Annotated in this window: 24 protein-coding genes; 9 read left to right on the forward strand and 15 right to left on the reverse strand. The window is 49.8% G+C overall.

Annotated elements, in window-relative coordinates; translation table 11 throughout:
* The first annotated feature begins 20 nt into the window (after window positions 1-20).
* The 3 genes from H7U12_RS08465 (at window position 21) to H7U12_RS08475 (ending at window position 2,372) form a co-directional block, all read left to right on the forward strand.
* Window positions 21-1,172, forward strand: a complete 1,152-nt coding sequence (locus tag H7U12_RS08465) for a tetratricopeptide repeat protein (RefSeq protein WP_186635945.1) — start codon at window positions 21-23, stop codon at window positions 1,170-1,172.
* 158 nt (window positions 1,173-1,330) lie between these two features.
* Window positions 1,331-1,729 carry a methylglyoxal synthase gene (locus H7U12_RS08470; protein WP_186635949.1) on the forward strand — a complete coding sequence of 133 codons (399 nt, stop codon included), beginning with the start codon at window positions 1,331-1,333 and terminating at the stop codon, window positions 1,727-1,729.
* Window positions 1,730-1,808: 79 nt separating this feature from the next.
* A complete protein-coding gene (locus H7U12_RS08475) occupies window positions 1,809-2,372 on the forward strand; it encodes a DUF4136 domain-containing protein (RefSeq protein WP_186635952.1) in 564 nt (187 codons plus the stop codon).
* A 150-nt stretch (window positions 2,373-2,522) separates the two neighbouring features.
* Here the strand turns inward: H7U12_RS08475 and H7U12_RS08480 are convergent, their stop codons facing one another.
* The gene (locus tag H7U12_RS08480; protein WP_186635955.1) at window positions 2,523-2,903 is read right to left on the reverse strand and encodes a hypothetical protein; all 381 of its coding nucleotides are present in this window, start codon (window positions 2,901-2,903) and stop codon (window positions 2,523-2,525) included.
* A 530-nt stretch (window positions 2,904-3,433) separates the two neighbouring features.
* On the opposite strand from H7U12_RS08480, the gene H7U12_RS08485 reads away from it, so the two are divergent.
* The 3 genes from H7U12_RS08485 to H7U12_RS08495 all read left to right on the forward strand — a co-directional run bounded on the left by H7U12_RS08485 (window position 3,434) and on the right by H7U12_RS08495 (window position 7,014).
* Entirely contained in the window at window positions 3,434-4,624 is a 1,191-nt protein-coding gene (locus tag H7U12_RS08485) for an erythromycin esterase family protein (RefSeq protein WP_186635957.1), read from the forward strand.
* A 255-nt stretch (window positions 4,625-4,879) separates the two neighbouring features.
* Window positions 4,880-5,920 (forward strand): nucleoid-associated protein, encoded by a 1,041-nt coding sequence (locus tag H7U12_RS08490; RefSeq protein ID WP_186635960.1) that lies wholly within the window; start codon window positions 4,880-4,882, stop codon window positions 5,918-5,920.
* A 161-nt stretch (window positions 5,921-6,081) separates the two neighbouring features.
* A complete protein-coding gene (locus H7U12_RS08495) occupies window positions 6,082-7,014 on the forward strand; it encodes a D-2-hydroxyacid dehydrogenase (RefSeq protein ID WP_186635962.1) in 933 nt (310 codons plus the stop codon).
* A gap of 69 nt (window positions 7,015-7,083) precedes the next feature.
* Here H7U12_RS08495 and H7U12_RS08500 read toward each other — a convergent pair whose 3' ends face one another.
* Window positions 7,084-8,013, reverse strand: coding sequence for an AraC family transcriptional regulator (locus H7U12_RS08500; RefSeq protein WP_186635965.1), 930 nt, complete (start codon window positions 8,011-8,013; stop codon window positions 7,084-7,086).
* Between the two features lie 123 nt (window positions 8,014-8,136).
* Here H7U12_RS08500 and H7U12_RS08505 point away from each other — a divergent pair, with 123 nt between their 5' ends.
* A complete protein-coding gene (locus H7U12_RS08505; protein ID WP_186635968.1) occupies window positions 8,137-9,669 on the forward strand; it encodes an aldehyde dehydrogenase family protein in 1,533 nt (510 codons plus the stop codon).
* A 149-nt stretch (window positions 9,670-9,818) separates the two neighbouring features.
* Entirely contained in the window at window positions 9,819-10,181 is a 363-nt protein-coding gene (locus H7U12_RS08510; protein ID WP_186635971.1) for a DUF779 domain-containing protein, read from the forward strand.
* Window positions 10,182-10,404: 223 nt separating this feature from the next.
* Here the strand turns inward: H7U12_RS08510 and H7U12_RS08515 are convergent, their stop codons facing one another.
* The 5 genes from H7U12_RS08515 to H7U12_RS08535 all read right to left on the reverse strand — a co-directional run bounded on the left by H7U12_RS08515 (window position 10,405) and on the right by H7U12_RS08535 (window position 15,065).
* Window positions 10,405-10,809 carry a phage holin family protein gene (locus H7U12_RS08515; RefSeq protein WP_186635974.1) on the reverse strand — a complete coding sequence of 135 codons (405 nt, stop codon included), beginning with the start codon at window positions 10,807-10,809 and terminating at the stop codon, window positions 10,405-10,407.
* Window positions 10,810-10,903: 94 nt separating this feature from the next.
* On the reverse strand, window positions 10,904-11,605 hold the full coding sequence (locus H7U12_RS08520) for an N-formylglutamate amidohydrolase (RefSeq protein ID WP_206683901.1): 702 nt from the start codon (window positions 11,603-11,605) through the stop codon (window positions 10,904-10,906).
* Window positions 11,602-12,843, reverse strand: a complete 1,242-nt coding sequence (locus tag H7U12_RS08525) for a carboxylate-amine ligase (protein WP_186635977.1) — start codon at window positions 12,841-12,843, stop codon at window positions 11,602-11,604. Before H7U12_RS08525 ends, H7U12_RS08520 begins: the two co-directional genes overlap by 4 nt.
* Window positions 12,827-14,305: a RimK family protein gene (locus H7U12_RS08530; RefSeq protein WP_186635980.1), complete on the reverse strand. Its 1,479-nt coding sequence runs from the start codon at window positions 14,303-14,305 to the stop codon at window positions 12,827-12,829. The genes H7U12_RS08525 and H7U12_RS08530 overlap by 17 nt, the downstream gene beginning before the upstream one ends.
* A complete protein-coding gene (locus H7U12_RS08535; protein WP_186635983.1) occupies window positions 14,280-15,065 on the reverse strand; it encodes a peptidase-C39 like family protein in 786 nt (261 codons plus the stop codon). Before H7U12_RS08535 ends, H7U12_RS08530 begins: the two co-directional genes overlap by 26 nt.
* 240 nt (window positions 15,066-15,305) lie before the next feature.
* On the opposite strand from H7U12_RS08535, the gene H7U12_RS08540 reads away from it, so the two are divergent.
* Window positions 15,306-16,022: a LytR/AlgR family response regulator transcription factor gene (locus tag H7U12_RS08540; RefSeq protein WP_186635986.1), complete on the forward strand. Its 717-nt coding sequence runs from the start codon at window positions 15,306-15,308 to the stop codon at window positions 16,020-16,022.
* Window positions 16,023-16,339: 317 nt separating this feature from the next.
* Here the strand turns inward: H7U12_RS08540 and H7U12_RS08545 are convergent, their stop codons facing one another.
* From H7U12_RS08545 to hisB, 8 genes are all read right to left on the reverse strand, one after another.
* Window positions 16,340-16,948, reverse strand: a complete 609-nt coding sequence (locus H7U12_RS08545; protein ID WP_186635988.1) for an HD domain-containing protein — start codon at window positions 16,946-16,948, stop codon at window positions 16,340-16,342.
* A 62-nt stretch (window positions 16,949-17,010) separates the two neighbouring features.
* A complete protein-coding gene (locus H7U12_RS08550) occupies window positions 17,011-17,544 on the reverse strand; it encodes an RBBP9/YdeN family alpha/beta hydrolase (protein WP_186635991.1) in 534 nt (177 codons plus the stop codon).
* 15 nt (window positions 17,545-17,559) lie between these two features.
* Window positions 17,560-18,210: a bifunctional phosphoribosyl-AMP cyclohydrolase/phosphoribosyl-ATP diphosphatase HisIE gene (gene hisIE, locus H7U12_RS08555; protein WP_186635994.1), complete on the reverse strand. Its 651-nt coding sequence runs from the start codon at window positions 18,208-18,210 to the stop codon at window positions 17,560-17,562.
* An 88-nt stretch (window positions 18,211-18,298) separates the two neighbouring features.
* Window positions 18,299-19,051 (reverse strand): imidazole glycerol phosphate synthase subunit HisF, encoded by a 753-nt coding sequence (gene hisF / locus H7U12_RS08560; RefSeq protein WP_186635997.1) that lies wholly within the window; start codon window positions 19,049-19,051, stop codon window positions 18,299-18,301.
* A gap of 111 nt (window positions 19,052-19,162) precedes the next feature.
* The gene (locus tag H7U12_RS22805; protein ID WP_255897477.1) at window positions 19,163-19,297 is read right to left on the reverse strand and encodes a hypothetical protein; all 135 of its coding nucleotides are present in this window, start codon (window positions 19,295-19,297) and stop codon (window positions 19,163-19,165) included.
* 51 nt (window positions 19,298-19,348) lie between these two features.
* Window positions 19,349-20,068 (reverse strand): 1-(5-phosphoribosyl)-5-[(5-phosphoribosylamino)methylideneamino]imidazole-4-carboxamide isomerase, encoded by a 720-nt coding sequence (gene hisA / locus H7U12_RS08565; protein WP_186636000.1) that lies wholly within the window; start codon window positions 20,066-20,068, stop codon window positions 19,349-19,351.
* Between the two features lie 3 nt (window positions 20,069-20,071).
* On the reverse strand, window positions 20,072-20,653 hold the full coding sequence (hisH, locus tag H7U12_RS08570; protein WP_186636003.1) for an imidazole glycerol phosphate synthase subunit HisH: 582 nt from the start codon (window positions 20,651-20,653) through the stop codon (window positions 20,072-20,074).
* A complete protein-coding gene (hisB, locus tag H7U12_RS08575) occupies window positions 20,653-21,747 on the reverse strand; it encodes a bifunctional histidinol-phosphatase/imidazoleglycerol-phosphate dehydratase HisB (protein WP_186636006.1) in 1,095 nt (364 codons plus the stop codon). Before hisB ends, hisH begins: the two co-directional genes overlap by 1 nt.
* Window positions 21,748-22,007: the final 260 nt, after the last annotated feature.

Here is a 22,007-nt window from a genome sequence, read left to right on the forward strand (position 1 = left end):
AACTTAACTTAGAGAAAACAATGAAAAAATTTCTTTTAACAGCAGCCGCCGTAGTCTCCATGCAGGTGACTTTTGCGCAGACATCTGCCGTGACCAATGCCATCATGTACCAGCAAAAAGGTACTTTAGATAAGGCAAAGGAAGAAATAGACAAAGCTGTAGTGCACGAGAAAACTGCCAACAACGCAAAAGCGTGGTACTACAAAGGTGTGATCTACCAAGACATCGCCGGTCACCCGGTATATGGTAAATTAGTAGATCAGGCAGAGGCTTCTAAACAGGCGTACGATGCTTTCTCTAAAGTTCCAGCCCTGGAAACGAAGAAAAAGGAGTTCACTGACGAGGCGAACAAGCGCAAAGAAACGCTGGTGAGCAACATGTATGCCTTAGCCCTGAATGCCGGGGTAGAGAGCTACAACAACAAGAACTTCGCTGAGGCCCAGAAAGCGTACATGCAAGCCATCACGTATAAGCCGGAAGATACCACCGCTTATATCTATGCCGCTTATGCCGCCGCCGGAGCGGAGGATTACGCTTCCGCGAAACAACTGTACACGCAGCTGGTAGACAAGAACCTGGCTTCGGCCTCTGTGTATGGCCAGTTGCTGTACATTGCTAACAACGTGGAGAAAAACGAGAAGGACGCGTTGACCATCCTGGAGAAAGCTCGCGCTAAGTATCCAAACAACCGCGACTTCATGCTGCAGGAACTGGATCTGTACCTGAAATCAGGTCGGGAGAAAGAAAGCATGGACAAACTGGATGCCGCCATCAAAGCTGATCCAACCAACGCGAACCTGTACACCGTGCGCGGTAACATCCTGGAGAAAGTAAACAAACCGGATGAGGCGCTTGCTTCTTACAAGAAAGCGGCCGAGATTGATCCTAACAACTTTGACGCCCAGTACAACCTGGGGGTTTACTACTTCAACAAAGGCGCGAACCTGAACAACAAAGCCAACAAGATGAGCCTGGCCGAGTACCAGAAAAGCGGAAAAGCCGTTCAAGCCGAAGCCAAGAAGTTCTTCGCCCAGGCGATGCCGTACTTCGAAGGCGCGTTGAAAGTTCAGCCGAAAGACCGTACCACCGTACAATCTCTCTTGAAAGTGTATACCGCTTTGGATAAAACAGCCGATGCCAAGCGCATGGATGCATTGCTGCAGACGTTGTAATTTCCATTAGAACAGTATAAAAAAAGGAGCTCCGGTAAGAGCTCCTTTTTTTATGCCCTTTTTGTAGAAACAGGCTTAAAACAATCTTCCCAAAACTGATCTATAGAGAAGCGGGTACACTTTTAAATAAGTAGTAACTTGACGCAAAATTACAATCTATGCCAGCAGAAAAAGCAATTGCAATTATCGCGCACGACGGAAAGAAGGCCGAAATGGTGGCCTTTGTGAAAGACCATGCTTCTCTTTTCCAAAACGTCAAATTAGTGGCTACCGGCACCACGGGGCAATACGTAGAACAAACAGGTTTAAAGGTTAAAAAGCTGCTTTCCGGCCCAAAAGGAGGGGATGCTCAGATTGCGAGCCTGGTGGCGGAAGGAAAGATTTACGCCGTCTTATTCTTTAGAGATCCCTTGGGTAAACATCCGCACGAACCCGATGTGCAGATGCTCATGCGTCTCTGCGACCTGCACAACGTGCCGCTGGCCACCAACCCCGCCGGGGCCCGACTTTTAGTCAAAGGTTTAGAACTGGAATTTGCCCAAGCCAGGAAGTTCTAAGTTCCTGGCTAGACTATCTTCCAAACTAAAATCGTTTAATCAAGTAAATACTAAGCTGTAAATTACCTGATTAGACAAGATGAAATACATAAATCATTTAACCTGCATCGCCGTTCTGGTTTTTCTCCTGAGCGCCTGCAGTTCCATACGAGTGTTGAATACGGAAGCGGCCCCTGATTTTAACCTGTCGACCTACAAAACCTTTGACTTCGCTCAGGGCAACACCGGGGCAGATTCAACGGAAACGATCATCCCCGCCGAACACATAGCGGCCCTGCAAAGGGAGGTAAGTCAGCAGTTGGAGAAGCGCGGCCTGACCAGATCCACTACTAATCCAGACCTGCTGGTGAACCTGGGCATTGTGGTCCAAGAGAAAACGCAAACGCGGGATACCAATTTCAGAACCGATGCGCCGTATTACACGGGCCAGCGGAGGTATTCCTGGAAAAGCAAGGAAGTGGAAGTGGGAAGGTACAAGGAGGGAACCATCTCGCTGCACCTGGTCAACAATGCCCAGAATACCTTAGTCTGGAGTGCCGAAGCAGAAGCCGTAGTGCCCAAGAAAACAACAGAGGTGCAAGCCAGAATCTCAGAAGGAGTGGAGAAACTGTTTGAGTCCATCACACCCGCAAGTGGACAATAAGGCTTAATAAAGCCGATAGTCCTGAAGTGCAGGAATTATGTTAAATGAAGAAGCCTCTTATATAAGTAAGAGGCTTCTTCATTTAAAGTACTTAAAAACCTGTTTTTCGGGTCTTTTCTGGAAAGAAGCCCGAAAACAGATCAATTACGTTTATGATTTACTCAGTTCTGTGATGAATTCATCTACGGTGTCTTTGCTGTAGCCAATCCGGCGGGCATATTCCAGACACAGGTTGTATTCCTTGTCGTCAATTCTTCCGTCTTGCAGTACCATCATGACCAGGCTTTGCAGCTCCATGGTTTTCTGCAAGCCTTCCTCCGGAATAATGAAGGACAACACCGACAGATTATCCGCGATGGGAGCAGTGTCTTCTTCGGTCAAGTTCAGCTTTTGGCCAATGGAAACCAGGAAATCACTTTCCATGGGATCAATGTGCTTGTCCGCCACTGCTACTAAAATAAGGTTCTGGAAGAAGGAGAGCTTTTTCTGCTTGGTATTGAAAATAACGTCAAACGATGTCTGAGTAGCCATATAAGTGTAATTTGGTTATTCTTTGTAAGTACCCTGTAACGTAGACAAAAGTTGTTCCAAATCATCTTTTCAGCCCATTTTATGCATCTTTCAACGTTAATGCTCCACCACAGGAACTTACTACTGCACAGCTTCTTTGAAATTAAAAAATACTGCTCTAGACCAATGAATCTTTACAACGCTGAACAGCTGCTTATACCTGCGGATGGAACAGAAAGTAGAGGTATGGATACGCGTATAGATAGAAATGATTTATATAGATAATTGATGGATTAGGAAGGTTCTAGAGTATATACTTAACATAATATAAATTATAAGACTAATAAGCTATAAGCTTATTTACAATGAGCTTATAGCTTATTATATGTTAAGTAGAGGCTAGCCCTATAAAAAAGAAGATATATGATCATCTAAATGTCACTAATTAACTAAGCTTGATTTTTAGTATCCTATATCAATATATTATTAGTATTTTAAATCCAATAACCCCAATAGCTTATTTTATTTAATAAATCAAAATACCATATGCTATGAAATTTTTCATTCTTACATCTCTTGCCATTTCTTTAGTCACCCTGTTCAGTTATAAAGCTAACTCTCAGGTAACTTCTAGAAGCTTCCAAGACACCTTATCCTCTTCGCAGATGAAGATAATTCTTTCATCTATACAAAATCAATCATTAGTAGGTATTGGCGAAGCGGAACATGGAAAGAAAGAGTATTATGATGTAAAGAGTCAACTTGTAAAATCCCTAATAAAGGAAAAGGGATTTACGGTAATGGCGTTTGAAGGAAGTATGAATTCTTTTGAACGGATAAATGAATATGTAAAAGGTGATAGCAATATAGATGTTAAAAAATTCCTCTACGAGGCGAATGTTACGAATGACTCACTGCTACATCATGTTTTTCATACACAAGAGATTCTTGATCTTATCAATTGGATTAAGACGTATAATGCCACCCATAAAAAGAAAGTAAGCATAGTTGGGTTTGATTTCCAGAATCCTACTCTTTTGGTCAATGATATAAATAAACAGCTTAAAACGACAGGTAACAAGGCAACCGTCCCTGATGATTCATTAACTTATTTTACCGGTAGTCTAAATAAGGCTACATTAGTTTACGAGGAATTCTATCGCAATTACATGACTTACCCTGAAATAATAGGAATCTATAAGGAAGATAAACTAATAGCTATGGCGAAGAATTCTTCTCAAAGAGTTGAAGAAGTAAAAAATTATGTAGACAGGAAATTCCCTGATTCAAAAGATTCATTAGTTAGTAAGCTAAAGATTAATCTTAATGCTTTAACAGCTTTATCTAAAATATTCCTGGACCCAAATGGCGCTATGGAAAGAGATAAGAATATGTATGAGAACATCAGCTATTATAAAAACCTGCATAAGGGTGAGAAGACAATTGTATGGGCCCATAATGGTCATTTATCGGAAAGAGATCTGGTAACAGGCAACGGCTCCAGATTCTATTGGATGGGCTACTATCTGAGGCAGCAATTTAAGAGCGATTTCTTGACAATAGGGATACATCAGAATATGAAATGTGCTTCCCCTCCTATCTCATCGGTGAAAGGCTCACCACTTCAGGTACTAGTAAGAAAGGCAATCCAAGTAACGGCTAAATGCTTTGAAGACAATGACAATGCCGTATTAATTAATATAGTTAAACCAAAAGTAGAGAAGGCCCAATTTCTTTACTAAGAGTATGATTAAGGTTTGGTGCTCTTTTCAGGATTATAGATATAAATGCACCAAAACTAAGATTTCTCCAACCAAAAGCCTATCAATAAAACTAACTATGTTTCATTTCAAGGCCGTTTTCCTGAAAACTGCTCTAAAATGACTTGCCCTATCCCGCAGGAGTATTTTTTAAAAGAACGTGACACGTGCCGCAGATTGCGTATTTTTGAAGCTTTGAGCATTCTTGCCGCCATCCATCATAGCGCCTGTTAGTACATGAAATTCGATACCGCCTCCCTCACGCATCTCTCCATCCACCACGTGGGCAACAAAGGACTGGAACAGAAATTGACCTTATCAGAAAATCAGTTCGATTTTGGCGACGGTCTCACGGAAAAGCTGGAGAAATTCTTCCTCGGAAAATTTGTACAGGCCCACGAGCGGTTCAAATTCAGCCACCCATCCTCACTGCAGTTCAACGAGGTGTACAGCTACGCCGAGAACATCTTCGCCGACAAAGAATCCTTTCATGAGAATTCGCGCAACATTGCCCGGCACTTGTTTGAAAGCACCACGCACCCCAAGATAAAACCCGGCGAGCTGTATGTCTGCCACTTCATCAACTGCGAGATTGAAGAACGCGTGGTAGACGCCGTGGGCATTTTCAAGACCGAGGTGAAAAGCGGTTACTTTGACATCAGCCGGAAGAACCGCGATTTCTCCATGTCGTACCTGGAGGGAATTGATAGCAATAAGTTTGACAAAGGCTGCCTCATCTTCAACACCAAACCCGAGGAAGGATTTCTGGTGGCCATCATGGACAACCAGAACCGCGGCGAGGAAGCCAAGTACTGGAGCGAAAACTTTCTGGGGCTCACCCAGATCAACAACGAGTTTCACCAAACCAATCACCTGCTCAACCTCACCAAAGAATTCATCTCTGAGCGGATGACCGAAGAATTTGAGGTAGAGAAAACCGATCAGATCGTGCTCCTGAACCGCTCCGTGGAGTACTTCAACAAACACGAGACCTTTGACAAAGAGGAATTCGTCACCGAAGTGTTCGGGCAACCGGATTTGATAGAGTCCTTCAACAACTATGACACCGAGTACCGCCAGAACTATGACATTGAACTGGAAGACAGTTTTGACATCTCTCCCCAGGCCGTGAAAAAACAGGCGCGCGTCTTCAAAAGCGTGCTCAAACTGGATAAGAACTTCCACGTGTACATCCACGGAAACAAAGACATGATTGAGAAAGGCGTGGACGAAGACGGGCGTAAATACTACAAGCTTTATTTCGAGGACGAAGAATAAAGCCGTTTTAGCGCTATTTTCCTGAAAACAGGCCAAAAAGGCCAACGGCTATCCCCTCTTTCAGTATAGGTAGGTGAGATTCCCTTGGATCTTCTTTACTTTACATAATAACTGAGCGAAAGTACATCTTCTGTCCTTTCGCTCCGCCTAACTAGTAGCGTATGAACCTCTTTGTTTACTCCGATTTAGATCCACAGAGTAAAGCGTATCTGGCAAAAAAACTTCCCTCGGGTATTGAGCCCTTCATCTATGACAGCGCTTCTGAGGAGGCGAGCAAAGCTGCTTTCACCCAGGCCGAGGTGATTTTCGGGAATCCTCCCTCCTCCTGGTTTGGCACCGGGCATCAGAACTTGAAATTCTGGCAGCTGGAATCGGCGGGTTTTGACCAATACCAGCAACTTGAGGTGCCGGCGGCAGTCGCCAACATGGGAGATTTCTTTGCCCAGGCGTGCGCTGAGACCATGGTAGCCGGAATTCTGGCCTTGTACCGGGGACTCCCTACCCTGCAAAGGCTGCAACAGGAAAAGAACTGGCAGGGCAAAGCGGTTCGGTTCACCCTTGATCTTCTTAGCGAGAAAAAGGCGATTGTGCTGGGAGCCGGAACCATCGGCAAAGCCGTGAAGCAACTACTGGAAGGCTTCGGGACGAAGGTGAAAATGAGTGCCCGACAGAACCCCGCTGCAGAGATTCATTCCCTGGAGGACCTCTTCTTAGAGTTGCCCTACACCGATCTGGTGATCAATACGCTGCCCGGCAATGCCGGAAAATACGTCTCCGCCGCCTTCATCCAGCAGATGAAACAAGGCAGCCTATACGCCAACGTGGGCCGTGGCAACACCACCGACGAAGCCGCTCTGATCAAAGCCTTGCAGCAAGGGCAGCTGGCCGGCGCGGTATTGGATGTCACTGAGGTGGAGCCTTTACCCCAACAAAGTCCTTTATGGGAAATGGAAAACGTGCTGCTCACCCAGCACACCGGTGGTGGCCAGGCCCGGGAAATGGAAAGAAAGATAGACCGCTTTGTCTCCAACCTGCAACGTTTTATAGCGGGCAAGCCCATCCAAAATCAAGTGAACCTGGCGCAGGGATATTGATCAAGCGTCACAGTTTGTAACTCCGCAACTTGTTATAGGGCTACTTTCCTAAAAACGGCCCTGAAACGCTCAGGCCATCATGCTGCTTTGGTAGGCTTTAGGGGTTAGGCCAACTTCTTTCTTGAAGGCTCTGATGAAATAATGCAGGTTCTGGAAACCCGCCATGTAGCATACCTGGGTCACTGAATGGCCCGGCTGCCGCAGGTATTCCTTGGCCAGCTTCAGGCGCTCCTTCAGGATATAATCAGCCGGGGCCAAACCAAACTCCTCCTTGAACTTCCGGAAGAAGTTGGCCCTACTCATGCAGGCTTGCTCGCTCAGTTTCTCCACCTCCAGCTTTTCTCTGATGTTTTCTTTGATGTACCGGATCACGTGCGCAAACCGGTGGCTGCCGGATAGCTTCAGGTAATTCTTCTGGAAAAACTGCCGCGCCTGCGTTTGCATGAGCCGGATCAGCAGTTCCCGAAGCGCCAGTCCGGCCAGCAAGTCTTTTTCCCTAGAAGTGTCGTTCAGGCTGATCTGGAGGAAGCGGTTGATGATGTCGTTGAGTTCTTGGGTATGCAGCAGGTGAAACATCTCCTGGTCCAGGCGCCACTGCTGGTCTGTTTCGGCTTTGGGGAAGTGTTCGTTCAACAGGTTGAGCGTGGTCTGAATGTGCTCTTTGGAGATTGCCAGTGCAATGCACTGCGTAGGATTGTGCCAGTTGGCCTCGGGGAAATCAATGGTCATGACCTCTTGCGGGGGCACCAGCACAGATTCACCGGGCAGGTATTCAAAACCGGGGGCCTCAAATAAATGCATGACTTTCTTCCCGCGCAGCATGCTGGTGAGCACCAGGTCATCAAACACCAACGGCACCCGCTCGGCCCGCTGGTGGGTTTCAAACACAGACAATTCACAGCTTTCCAGGGTAAAGGCAGATCGGTTCTCAACCAGGGTGGAAAGCGTGCGTTCCGTATGTAAAGGAACCGGCTGAAGCAGATGCGTGGATTTCTCCATAGAACACGTTCTCAGGTTGTTTGACGGATTGATACCATAAGTACATAATTTAAGACAATATGTCAAGTTTCTGGGCAATTTTAGAGAGAGCTTTGATAAACTATCAAACCAAATCTCTTTATCATGGAAACCTTAGATATTGTACAGGAAGCGACCTCCGCCTTGAAACGCCCGGCCTTCAAAGAAAGATATGAGCATTTTATTGGCGGCGAATGGGTGAAGCCCGTCAGAGGCGAATACTTTGACAACATCTCTCCTATTGACGGCAAACCCTTTACCCAAGCTGCCAGAGGCACCAAAGAAGACATAGATGTTGCCCTGGAGGCCGCCCATAAAGCGTTCAGAACCTGGTCCAAGACCTCGGTGGCTATGCGCAGTAAACTTCTGCTGGACATCGCGCAGATCATGGAGGACAATGCTGAGCTGCTGGCCCGCGTTGAAACTATTGACAACGGCAAAGCCCTGCGCGAAACCCGCGCCGCGGACATTCCGCTGTGCATTGACCATTTCCGGTACTTTGCGGGCTGCATTAGGGCAGATGAAAGCACCATGTCTGAGCATGATGAGTTTACCGTGAGCATCAACCTACAGGAACCGCTGGGAGTGGTGGGACAGATCATCCCCTGGAATTTTCCGCTGCTCATGGCTACCTGGAAAATGGCTCCAGCCCTTGCGGCCGGCTGTACGGTGGTCATGAAACCGGCCGAGCAAACGCCTACCAGCATCATGGTCCTGATGGAATTGATCCAGGACATTCTGCCCCCGGGAATTCTCAACGTGGTCACCGGTTTCGGACCTGAGGCGGGCAAACCCCTGGCCTCCAGCCCAAGAGTAGCCAAAGTTGCCTTTACCGGTGAAACCACTACTGGTCGCTTGATCATGCAGTATGCCTCAGAGAACCTGATTCCGGTCACCATGGAGCTGGGTGGTAAATCGCCCAATATTTTTATGCCCAGCATTGCCGATGCCGATGATGAGTTCTTTGACAAGTGCGTGGAAGGCGCCGTTATGTTTGCCTTGAACCAGGGCGAAATCTGCACCTGCCCTTCCCGCCTGCTGGTGCACGAAAGCGTGTATGACCGCTTCATGGAACGGGTGGTGGAAAGAACCAAATCCATCAAATTGGGACATCCGCTTGCCGAAGACACCATGATGGGCGCGCAGGCCTCCAATGATCAGTTCCAGAAGATTCTTTCCTACATGGAGATTGGCAAGCAGGAAGGTGCCGAGGTGTTGTGCGGCGGCGGACCGGCTAACCTGAACAGCGGCCTAGAGAACGGCTATTACGTGCAGCCCACCATCTTCCATGGCAACAACAAAATGCGCATTTTCCAGGAGGAGATTTTTGGACCGGTGGTATCTGTCACTACTTTCAAAGATACCGCAGAGGCCATCTCCATCGCCAATGATTCGCTTTACGGCCTGGGCGCCGGCCTCTGGACCCGTGACGCTCACGAAATTTACCAGATCCCCAGAGCCATTGAGGCAGGCCGGGTGTGGGTGAACTGCTACCACGCCTACCCGGCGCATGCTCCGTTTGGCGGCTACAAGAAATCAGGTTTCGGGCGCGAAACCCACAAAATGATGTTAAACCACTACCGCCAAACCAAGAACATGCTGATCTCTTACAACAAAAACAAGCTAGGCTTCTTTTAATGGGCAGCAAGGAGCAGGTATCAAGTAGCGGCATAACCTTAAAACAGCTTTCCATCCAAAGATATAGCTGTTAGCTGAGTCCTCACTACAAGATACCTTCTCCTCTATTCCTAATCTTGATACCTGATACTTACTACCTGATACAAAGAATGGCAGTACAACGAGTAGAGGCCACGACGTCGGCCATAGAGTTGATTCACCGGTTAAGAGAGCGGCACGGACCTTTGATGTTCCACCAGAGTGGCGGCTGCTGTGATGGTTCGCAACCCATGTGCTTTGAAGACGGGGAATTCAGAATTGGCGACAGTGACGTGCTGTTAGGGCAAGTGGAAGGCTGCAACTTTTACATGCACCAGGATCAGTTTGAATACTGGAAACATACGCACCTGACCTTAGACGTGACGCCGGGCCGCGGGTCCAGTTTCTCCCTGGAGATTCCGCTAGGGCTTCGGTTCATCATCAAGTCCAGGTTGTTTACAGAACAGGAGCAACAGGAATTAGCCGGGCAGTGAAGGAATGAAGCAATCTCGTTTTAGGCCGTCTTTTCGGAAAATACCCCCAAAACGGAAGCCAGCTCAGGTGAGCAAATCTGTTGTGCCGCATATGTACCCAGTCTTAAATTTAAACATCGATTCTTTACCCAAATCAGAATCTCACCCATAGTTGAGTAGATGAAAAAAGGCCAGCTTCTGTGTAAGAAGCTGGCCTTTTTGTTGAGTTAAGAGTGAGACGCGCTTAGCTCAGCAAAGGCTGGGCAGACGTTTGTACCAAGGAGGTTTGCTGGTACTCAGCGCTGTCGTATTCATCATCGTTGCGCTCAATCAAGGTGCTGGCAATGGCCAAGGCAATGGCGATGACCAGAGCGGGCCAGAAGCCTTTCACCTCGAAATTCTTGAGCAGTTTATCTACCAGTTTGATGATGATGGCGGTCACCACCAACCTAACCACAAACTGAAGAAAGAACAGCGTCACCAGGTTCAACGGGAACCGAAGCAGCAACCCAATGGTCGCGTTCAGAATACCGATCAGAAAGGCCACCCATAACGCCGTCCAAAAGCTTTTGATGTGGACCTGAGGCATGATGTAGGCCAAAAGCATCAACACGCCGGCGCTTACGAGAAGGTTAATTAAAAAATCCATACATTTTCATAGTTTAGGTAGAACAGTTGTCACTCATCTGCCAGTCATGTTGTGCATCTGGCTTTGCAGATATACTGGAAATTGAACCAAGAGTTTAAAGCGCGCGCATAAAAGTTTGGTGCAAGTGGGTTTGCAGCTCCTGCCACTCCGGGGTGCCACTCACCGGAAAACGTTGATTTACTTCCAGTTCCAACCCGGCGTATTGCTCATTGGTAAAACTTTTCCGCAAATAGGTAACAAAACCATCGGCGGTACCTTTGTAGGGATAATTGTACCTTATTTTGATTTTGGGGGAAACCCGCTGCATCTGCTGGCGCCACCGCGCCGCGAACAATTGTTCCCGTTCGCGCTTGGGGTCATATAGGAAGCCTACATCGGTCTTACGAACTTTTCCGTTCAGTTCCGGCGTAAAACTGTGCACCGACAGGTGCAGAACCGACAGACCTTTCTGCACCCACTCTCCTATCTGTTCCTCTACTTTCTGCCGGTACGGATGATAATGCAAAGACAGAATCTCCTCGGCCTGCGCAGAGGTCAACGGGTGCATGAACTCCGAGAAAAGCTTGGGATGGTGCAGTGAGCGGTTCAGTTCCACCACTAACCTACTGGTGGTGCTATGAAGAGAGAAATCGGCGGACTGGGTGAATTTCTGGTACAAGTCCAGGGCCCCGATGTCATAGCCCCGGTGCGAAGCCAATACTTGCTTTGCTTCTTTAAAGGCCGCAGCATAAGCCGAGGGAATTTTGTTTCCCCCGTGCTCACAAGTGACCACAATCCTTAGCCCATCGTCCTTCACGGTTCATATAGTTTGTTCTGGGCCAGACAAACGGCCAGATTTCTATATACGGCTCTGATGTCATCTAAGGAAGGACTCTCCCCTAAAACTTTCAAGATTCGTTCAGAAAGCGTGCCCTTTTCCAATAGAACGTCTATGCTTAGGGATATTTCCGGGGTAAACACGGGGCTTTTCTGCACGTTATTCCAAAAATGGCCCCAAATCTCCTCCAGCGTAGCCTGCGTTTGCGTGAGCCCCAAAAGCTTCAGGTAAGCCGCATCTTGTACTTCCGTTTTTGGGCCGTTTTTAAGAGAAGACCGGAAAACCGAGGCTAACAGGTCAGTCTCAACTTTCTGCTGGTCTTCATAACGGCTCCACGTCTCAGAAACCAATTCTTTCAAGACCTCCGTTACCAGGATTACAATGGCGATGTCGGCTAAGGGGCATTCCTGGTTGTCAATGATCCTGATTTCGATGGCTCCCCGACTGAACCGGGCGATGGCTCCCCGCGAGTTCAGGAACTCGTCTTGCAGTTCTTCCTCGGGATCATACGGCGCAATGGCCCGGAACATGGGCTGAAAAATCTGCGCGTCGTAGTCTGCCTGGGAGAAAACCGCTTCGGGTACCACCTGTCCGGCAATCAAAGGAATCTTCTGCTGGTTGGTTCGGTACACTTCCAGGCGGGTATCCAGCAAGCCACTTACCCGGCCATCCAGCACCGGAGAAGCCGCGCTGAGCGCCGGGATCAGGGGCAATACCAGCCGGATGGCGGCATGGAGTCGGCCAAATTCCTCATCTGACCCAAACGGCAGGTTTAAATGCGTGCTCTGCAGGTTAGACCAGCCGTGCCCCTGGCAGTTGAAGATGCGGTTGTAAGCTTCGTAGATTTCGCTGGCCTCATGCGGCCACAGTTTGGTTTCGGTGAACGGGTCCATGAAGGGGTGCGCGCCCGTGGGCAGCAACATCGCGTTGAACGGCTCCAGCAAGGCATTCACCCGCACTACTTCCTGGTGGAACTGCTGCGCCAGAGAAGCGAGTTCGGGCGCCGGACCGTTCGTTTTCAGTTCCAGAACGTGCAGCACCAGTTCATTGGACCAGGCCATGGAGCCCCGCTCCACGTCAGAGGTCAACTCTCCGGCTTCGGCTTTGAGCACCTCATCTGAGATAGGTTTTACCTGGAGCGTGTCACGGTCTACAATCATGTATTCCATCTCCACCCCAAAGCCTTTAAACAGCCCTAATTTATGCGACGCGCTCATTTCCGTTCAGGTTCTTTTGACTGTCAATTCTCCGCTTAATGGATTTCAGGATGGTTTGGTATAGGTTCTTTTTGAGGATCTTGTCTTCCACGCCATGGTCAATGTTGGGGTTGTCGTTCACCTCTATGACGTAGGCTTTGCCGTCAATCTCCTTCACGTCAACGCCGTACAGCCCGTCTCCTATCAGGTTGGCCGCCTTTAAAGCCGTATGCAGCACAAAAAACGGAACCTCCTCAAAGGGTACGGTCTCGAAATTACCTGTAACGTCGTTCTTTTTGCCGTCCCAGTTGTAGATCTGCCAGTGGTCTTTGGCCATGAAATACTTACAGGCGTAGAGCGGCTGCTTGTCCAGCACGCCAATGCGCCAGTCAAAATCCGTGGGGGTGAATTCCTGCCCGATGATCAGGTCAGACTCAGACAGCATTTCCTTTAACTGCTCGGCCAGTTCCTCCTCGGTTTTCACTTTTACCACTCCCTGGGAGAAAGAGGAATCCGGTTTTTTGAGCACGCAGGGCAAACCCAGTTCCTCCACCACTTTGCAGCAGTTGTCGCGGTGGATGATCATGCTTTTGGGGATGTTCACCTTCGCCTTGCTCAGCAACTCGGCCAGGTACACCTTATTGGTACAGCGCAGAATAGACACCGGATCATCAATCACCACCAGGCCTTCGGCGTGCGCCCTGCGGGCGAAACGGTAGGTGTGGTGGTTCACCGAGGTGGTTTCCCTGATGAATAAAGCGTCAAACTCGGAGAGCCGGCGGTAGTCTTCCTTGGTGATCAACTCAGTATAAAAGCCCAGGCTCTCGGCGGCATCAATGAAGTTCTGGATGGCTTTGTCATTGGAGGGCGGGTCACTGTCGGCGTGGTTCACCAGAATGGCCAAATCGTAGATCTTCTTATTCGTCCGGAGGCTGGAGAACCGGTTACGGGCGAAGTAGGCCCGCGCGAAATTGTACAGATCCGGCAAATGGTGCTCCGGCACTTCGTTCACCGGAATAGGATTTATACTTTCCAGCACCCACTCTTTGTTGTAGACGAACTGCGCGCGTAGCAACGGTGCCTGAAACAGGTCATGCAGTTGCTTGCTCAGTTTCTCGTACTGTTTGGCCACATTCTGCCCAAAGTAAATGCTGAGGGTGAAATTCTTGGATTTCAGCTTAGACAAACTCTTCTGGATGGTCTCGTTGATCTCATCCGTGATGGCCCTCACAATGGTCTGGGACTTCAGATCCTGAATGGTGGTCACGTTGGGAATAGCCCGGTGGCCCCGGGCTTCGGCCAGGAGTGAGACGTAATAGCCACTGCTTTGGTATTTGTAAGAGCGGCACAGGTTGAAAATACGAGCGCTTTTGATTTCTGTGTAGGCCGGATCGGTGAGATACCGTTGCGCATCCACCACCTCTACATCCTCTACGTCAAGATCCCAGTCTTTGGGATTATTGACTACTACTAGTTTGCGCATGAAGGTTGGTCTGTTCCTGGTTTAGGGTTGGTTTTGGTTGTGGTTCAATGGCCAGCAGGTTGGCATCATACGTCACGATGCCCAGCATGATGGCATTAATCAATCTGGAGATAGGCACGTTGTAATAGTTGTTCCCAAACAGCGGATTTTCCTGGTAAGGATCTGCGACAATCACGTGCTCTTTTTCCTGTTCCTGGTCAAAGCCGGCCAACACCACAAAGTGCCCCAACGGCTCGCCGCGCACATCGTCATAGATGGCCTCGCCGCGTTCATTCGTGCGTTCGCGGGCGCAATTGTAGAGGTACGTGGCACTCAGGCCCGCCAGCAGCGGAATGCCCCGGGAGAAGTAATCATCCAGTAAATGAAAGGTTAAGTCTTTGTGCCTGATTTCGCCGCCCAGCTCCAGAAACTCAATGTAGGCGTGAGTGGCCACGTGCAACTTGGCGTCTGATTTATAGATCAGCTGCTCCCTGAGGTTGGCGATCAGCTTCTCTTTTTTCAGCTTGAACCAGGTGGGGTCAAACACGTGCAGGTTATAGGTGTAGATTTTGGCTTTGTAGCCCCGGCGCAGGGCATGGCAGCCCAGCAACACCGCCAACGTGCCGCCTTCCTCCAGGAAAGACACCTCTGAAATCACCTGCTCCAGCGGAACCGTATCCTGAAAATACTGATATACCGCATGCAGGCTGGTGGGCCCACAGGTGGAATCATCCGGCTGGGTTAATATTTTTAGAGAATTAAGTAAGGTTACAGGAAGCACTTGCTGGTTTTTCTTTTTGTGCTTCTTATACGTATTTTTACGGCTTGGTTACTGGCCCGTAGAGGAGATTGCGCTGGTTGTTGTATGTTTTAAAACCGACAAAAGCCTAAGATATTGTTACATAACATTTTCTAGTTGGTGCCAAATACATTTTTTTAGATTATCTGAATACGCATTGTGATTTAGATTGATATCTTTGGCACTGGAAAACTTACGTTTGATTATAATACACAACTACTTTTGAAAAAGGACACCCCCCTCCGCACGGTCATTATTGATGATGACGAATTGAGCCGCATGATTTTGGAACGGCATATCAAAGCCACTCCCAGCCTGGAGCTGGTGCAGGTTTTCAGTTCCAGTGTAGAAGGCTTGGCCTGGCTGCTCAAGAACGATGGTGTTGACCTGCTGTTTCTGGACGTGGAAATGCCGGAGATGACGGGCATGGAACTTCTCCAAACGCTGCCTATCAAACCCGTTACCATCCTGATCACCTCGCACAAGGACTTCGCTCTGCAGGCGTTTGAGTTGCAGGTAACGGATTACCTCCTGAAACCCGTTGATTTCACCCGTTTCACCCAGGCGGTGCTCAACGCGACCAAGAAAATGCCGGCGGCTGCGGTATCTACTCCCGCCGCGTCTGCCCCGGAGGAGCTTTTCGTGAAAGTAGACAACAAGATCATTAAACTGAACCTGAACAATGTGTCGTTCATTGAGGCCAGGGGCGACTATGTGGTCATCAATACCGAGAACAAAAAGCACATTGTCTATACCACCATGAGCGCCATCGACCAAAAGTTGCCCCAGGATCAGTTCCTGCGCATCCACCGGTCGTTCATCATCAACCTGAAGCGCATTGAATTGATTGAGGATGATTCGGTCCTGATGCAGGACAAGTACATTCCCATTGGCGGTTCTTACCAAAGTAAATTCTACAGCCGCATCAATAAGCTCTAGCCAGCTGCTTACCGTAACTAAAACTCCCGTTTTAAGACTGCTTTTCAGAAAAGAGCCTTAAAACGGGAGTTTTAGTTTGCCCATGTTTTTTAGAAAATAGAACAGAAACGTTCCTGCTATAAACAGAGCCTGTTATAGTAAAGCAGAAAGGATGCGAGACTAGCCGCCCTTGTTGGTGTTCTCACCAACAATCCAAGCACAGGAGCAATTCCTTTTGCTGGTGAGAACACACTGCAAGGGTAAAAGCTAATCACTGTTTCTTTACAAAATAGGTTCACAGAAAGCAGGATACAATTTTGCAGAAGAACTAAGTTGAATCAAATGTCTGTCTCTGCTTTCTTGAGGATACCTTTTTCTACGGAGCTGTCCATCAGGGCGACGGCGAAATCGTAAAGGGTGCGGGAACCGTTTTGCATTCCCTCGGTTTTCTGCATCACCCGTTCGTAGGAAACGTTGTACTCTCTCCAGGTACCTCCCTGGTTGGAGACATTCTGCAGGAGCGGCTCCAGCCGATCCATGGTGCGGGCAAACTTGGCTTCGGCGGTTTCGCCGGCCTCAAATTCCTCCCAAAGCTGCAGAAACTCATCGGCTTGCTTTTGAGGCAAGAGCCCAAAGATCCTTAAAGCCGCTTTCCGCTCCGCCTCGGTATTAGCGTGGTTCAGGACGGTGTCAAACAGGAAGGTGTCGCCCGCGTCAATCTCCACCAGGTCATGCAGGAGCAGCATCTTCACTACCTTGAGTACATCTACGGGCTCATTCGCATGTTCGGCTAACACTAACGCCATCATGGCCAGGTGCCAGCTGTGCTCCGCGTCATTCTCGTGCCGATCGCTGTTGAACAGGCGGGTTTTGCGGGTGATATATTTGAGCTTATCTATCTCGTGAATGAACGCGATCTGCTGAAGCAGTATATCAAATGGTGTCATATCCGATTTAGTTTGATTCAAACGAGCATCAAATAAATTAGATGCTGTTTTTTAGGTAAAGGCTAATCCAGTTGCTTTAATAACTCCAACCCTTGCGGCCACTCACCAAATCCGGCTGCTACGTTGATATGCCCCGCCGCTCCGATGTTGAGGAACCTGCTACCCCACTGCTTCGCCAGGTATTCGGCACGCTGCAAGTCCATGTACGGGTCCTCTTCACTGGCCACCATCAATGAAGGGAACGGCAGTTTGCCCAAAGGAATGGGAGCAAAACCATAGGTTCCTGCCGGAAACGATGCCGCTTCGGTGTCGCTGGGGGCTACCAACAGGGCTCCTTTGATCCTCTTTTGGTATTTAGCGGCCCAAAACGCGATGGTAATACAAGCCAGGCTATGCCCAACCAGCAGGAGGTTTTCCGGATCATGCTGACCGATGGCAACCTCCAGGGTTTCAACCCAATCAGCACACACCGGGGTTTCCCAATCTTGCTGTTCTACCCGAGGAAAGCCAAATTGCTTTTCCCAAAGCGTTTGCCAGTGCTGCTCCCCTGAATTGCCCAAGCCCGGAACTAGAAGAATGGTAGCGTTGAAGTCCATGCTGTTTGCGTTTAGCTACTCTCTAGGTTTATGACGGCTTTCCAGCACCTGCACCACTTCGGCCAGAGAAAGACCGGAGGCTTCCAGTAGCACGAGTAAGTGGAAGATGAGGTCAGCAGCCTCGCCTTTCATGGTATCCGTTTTACCGGCTACTGCGTCAATGACTACTTCAACCGCCTCTTCCCCTACTTTCTGGGCCATTTTATTCAGGCCTTTGTCAAAGAGGAAATTGGTATAAGATCCCTCTATCGGGTTCTTCCGACGTTCTTTGATGGTCTGCTCCAGCTTCGCGATGAATTGAAGCGCTTGCTCCGTGGGCGTAAAATTCTGGAAGCTGCGGTGATGATAGGAGTCAGCGTCTCCTTCCACGTCAAAGCAGGTTTCGGTATTGCGGTGACACGCCGGACCATTGGGGTCTACCAGAATCAGGAGCGTGTCCTGGTCGCAGTCCAGCTCCATTTTGACCACCTTCAAGGTATTACCCGAGGTTTCCCCTTTGGTCCAGAGTCGATTTTTTGAACGCGAGAAGAACGTCACCATTCCCGTTTGTAGGGTCTGCTGGTAGGCTTCCTCGTTCATGTAACCCAACATCAATACTTTACCGGTAGTGGCGTTCTGGATGATGGCGGGTACCAGCCCCTCTCCTTTGTTGAAATCTATGGTCATGTTGTTTAGGGATGTTAGACACTAGATATTAGATGTTAGACTCTATAACAAAAGTGAGGTCATGCAACTAAAATCTAGCATCTAGATACTAACATCTTATGTCTATTTTATTCTCTGCTAAAAACTGCTTCAGCTCTGGAAGCGGTACTTCCTGGAAGTGAAAGATGCTGGCGGCCAGGGCGGCATCGGCTCCGGCTTCAAAGACATCCAGGAAATGCTGCTGGTTTCCGGCTCCGCCCGAGGCGATCACCGGCACAATCACGTTCCTAGAAATCTCGCCGGTAATGTCCAGGGCAAAGCCGCTTTTGGTGCCGTCGTTGCTCATGGAGGTCAGCAGGATTTCGCCCGCGCCGCGTTCCACTACTTCTTTCGCCCAGTCCATGGCCCACATTCCTGTATCTACCGTACCCGCCTTGCTGAAGACTTTCCAGCCCTCGGGGGTGTTCTTGGTGTCGATGGCCACGGTCACGCACTGGCTCCCGAAACGGCTGGCCAGCTCGGTAATCAGCTCGGGCCGGTGAATGGCCGATGAATTCACCGATACCTTATCGGCGCCGTTCTGCAGCAGTACTTCCACGTCTTCCACGGCACTGATGCCGCCGCCCACGGTGAACGGAATGTCAATGTGGCGGGCCACCTCGCGCACCAGTTCACGCAGCGTTTTCCGCTTTTCATTCGTGGCGGTAATGTCCAGGAACACCAGTTCGTCGGCTCCTTGTCTGGCGTACAGCGCGGCCAGTTCCACCGGATCACCGGCATCCCGGATATCTTCAAACCGCACGCCCTTCACGGTGCGGCCGTTCTTGATGTCCAGGCACGGGATTATTCGTTTTGTCAGCATAGGATTGACTTCCCTACATTCTCTCCTCTGAAGAAGAGGATGTTCAGGTTTTCTAATTCGTTCTTATCTATGTTTTTAGTGCTCTTTTCAGAAAACAGCCTCAAAACAGCTTTACAATTCTGGTTTCAACTGGCGCGAGTCTCCAGACTCGTGCACAAGGATGCGGGGAGTCTCCAGACTCCCGTCTTCCAGCTGGTGGTTCCCGTATTCCGGATCATGGTTCCCGGCGAGTCTGGAGACTCGCATCTTCCATTGGCACGAGACTTCAGTCTCGCGCCAGTTAATAGCCAGCAAACGTTACCGAACTTCCTTCGCCAGATCTTCCAGGGAGATGGTGCCTTCGTAGATGGCTTTGCCGATGATGGCTCCGTGGAGACCGGCTTCGCGGAGCTGGCGCACTTCTTCAATGGTGGTCACGCCGCCGCTGGCGATGAACTGCAAGGTGGGGAATTTCTGGATGAGCTGCTGGTAAATCTCCAGCGAGGAGCCCTGCAGTTTGCCGTCTTTGCTGACATCGGTGCAGATGAACGTTTTGGCACCCTTTTCGGAAAAAGAGCTCAAAAACGTTTCCAGCGTGAGGTCACTTTGCTCAGCCCAGGCATTGATGGCGATGCGGTTGTCTTTGAAGTCGGCCCCCACGATGATGCGCTCGGCACCGTATTCCTGCAGCCACTTCTGCACGGTTTTAGGTTCGCGCACGGCAATGCTTCCGGCGGTCACTTGCTTGGCTCCCGCATCAAAGGCTTGCTGGATGGCCTCACTGCTTTGCAGACCTCCGCCATAATCTATGTGCAGTTTAGTTTCACGGGCGATGCGGGCCAGTACCGGCAGGTTCACCGGTTGTTTGGCGCGGGCCCCATCCAGGTCCACCAGGTGCAGGCGGCGCAGCCCCAGGGCCTCGAATTGTTTGGCTACTTCTACCGGGTCTGAATGGTAGGTAGTCTGCTGCGCAAAGTCACCCTCGGTGAGGCGCACACATTTTCCATCAATCAGATCAATCGCGGGGATAATTTCCATGGCTTAGAGATTTAGGAAGTTCTGGAGAATCTGCGCCCCGGCGGGTCCGCTTTTCTCGGTATGAAACTGTACGGCGTAGAAGTTTTTGTACTGCAGAGCGGCACTGAAAGGCTCTGGATATGAGCTCTGGGCAATGGTATGTTCCGTCACAGGCGCATAAAAGCTGTGCACAAAGTACGCGTACTCATTATCCTGTATACCAGTAAATAATCCGCTTTTCAGGTGATGCAGGTTGTTCCAGCCCATGTGCGGCACCTTAATGGCCGCATCGAACTTTTTCACCTTCACCGGAATGATGCCCAGCATCTCGGTATCGCCTTCCTCTGAGTGCTGGCACAGCAGCTGCATGCCCAGGCAAACGCCCAGAAATGGTTGGGTGAGCGTAGGCAATAGCTTGTCCAGGTTGTTCTCTTTCAGGGCCCGCATGGCTGAGGAAGCCTCGCCCACACCCGGGAAAATCACCTTGTCCGCGGATTGGATTTCCTCGGCGTTGGCCGTGACGGTGGCCTGTACCCCCAGCCGTTCCAGCGCGAAGAGCACGCTCTGCACGTTACCCGCTTTATAATCTACAATGACTGTTTTCATTACAGAACGCCTTTGGTACTGGGAATTTCCATCTTGTTCACGTCACGCACCAGGGCCATTTTCATGGCTTTGGCCACCGCCTTGAAGATGGCCTCAATTTTATGGTGCTCGTTCTCGCCTTCGGCCTTGATGTTAAGGTTGGCCTTAGAGGTGTCTGAGAACGATTTGAAGAAGTGCAGGAACATCTCGGTGGGCATATCGCCCACTTTCTCGCGGGTGAACTTGGCATCCCACACGAGCCACGGACGGCCGGAGAAGTCAATAGCGGCGTGCACCAGGGCATCGTCCATGGGCAGCAGGAAGCCGTAGCGGTTGATGCCGCGTTTGTCCCCGATGGCCTGCGCGAAGGCTTCGCCTAACGCTAGGGCGGTGTCTTCAATGGTGTGGTGTTCGTCAATGTGGAGGTCGCCTTTCACGTGGATGCGCATGTCTACGCCCGAGTGGCGTGCCAGTTGGTCCAGCATGTGGTCAAAGAAACCAAGGCCGGTCTGCATGTCTGACTTGCCTTCGCCGTCCAGGTTGATCTCCACGGTGATCTGCGTCTCGTTGGTGTTCCGCTGAATGGTGGCTTGGCGGGCGGGCAACCGCAGGAAAGCGTAAATCTCATCCCAGTCCGTGCTGGTAAAGGTGGCCTCTTCGTGGGCCTCGGGTTGCAACAGGATGCTTTTGGCGCCCAGGTTCTGCGCCATCTGCACATCGGTTAGGCGGTCCCCGATCACGTAGGAGTTCGCCAGGTCATATTCGCCGGACAGGTACTGGCTCAGCATGCCCAGACGGGGTTTGCGGTTGGGGCTGTTCTCGTGCTCAAAGCTGCGGTCAATGTGGATGTGCGCGAACTGTATGCCTTCACCTGCCAGAATTTCCAGCATCTTGTTCTGGTACGGCCAGAAGGTGTCCTCGGGGTAAGAATCGGTGCCCAGGCCATCCTGGTTTGTCACCATCACAAACTCGTACTCCAGCTCGGTGAAGATTTTGTGCAGGTTCCGGATGACCTTGGGGTAAAACGAAAACTTCTCGAAGGAATCAACCTGGTAATCGGTGGGAGGCTCCAGCAGAATGGTCCCGTCACGGTCAATGAATAAGACTTTTTTCATGGTTTGTTTGTAGCAGCCATCGCGCAGCGCGATGCCTTGTTTTATCTTCCGCCGCAAGCGGAGGCTTAGGTTTTATCGTTTCTACTTTCAGCCTGTTTTCTCAAAATCAGGCCCAAAGCGCATTTTCTTTTCCAATGCTGGCGCGAGACTGAAGTCTCGTGACAAAGGATGTGCGAATATCCGGACTCGCTTGGAACCGCCTTCTGCTAATAACTATCAACAGCATCGGTTTCGGCACTCACGCCCCGAGGGTTGTCAGA

This window comes from Rufibacter sediminis, assembly GCF_014269285.1.
GTDB lineage: Bacteria > Bacteroidota > Bacteroidia > Cytophagales > Hymenobacteraceae > Nibribacter > Nibribacter sediminis.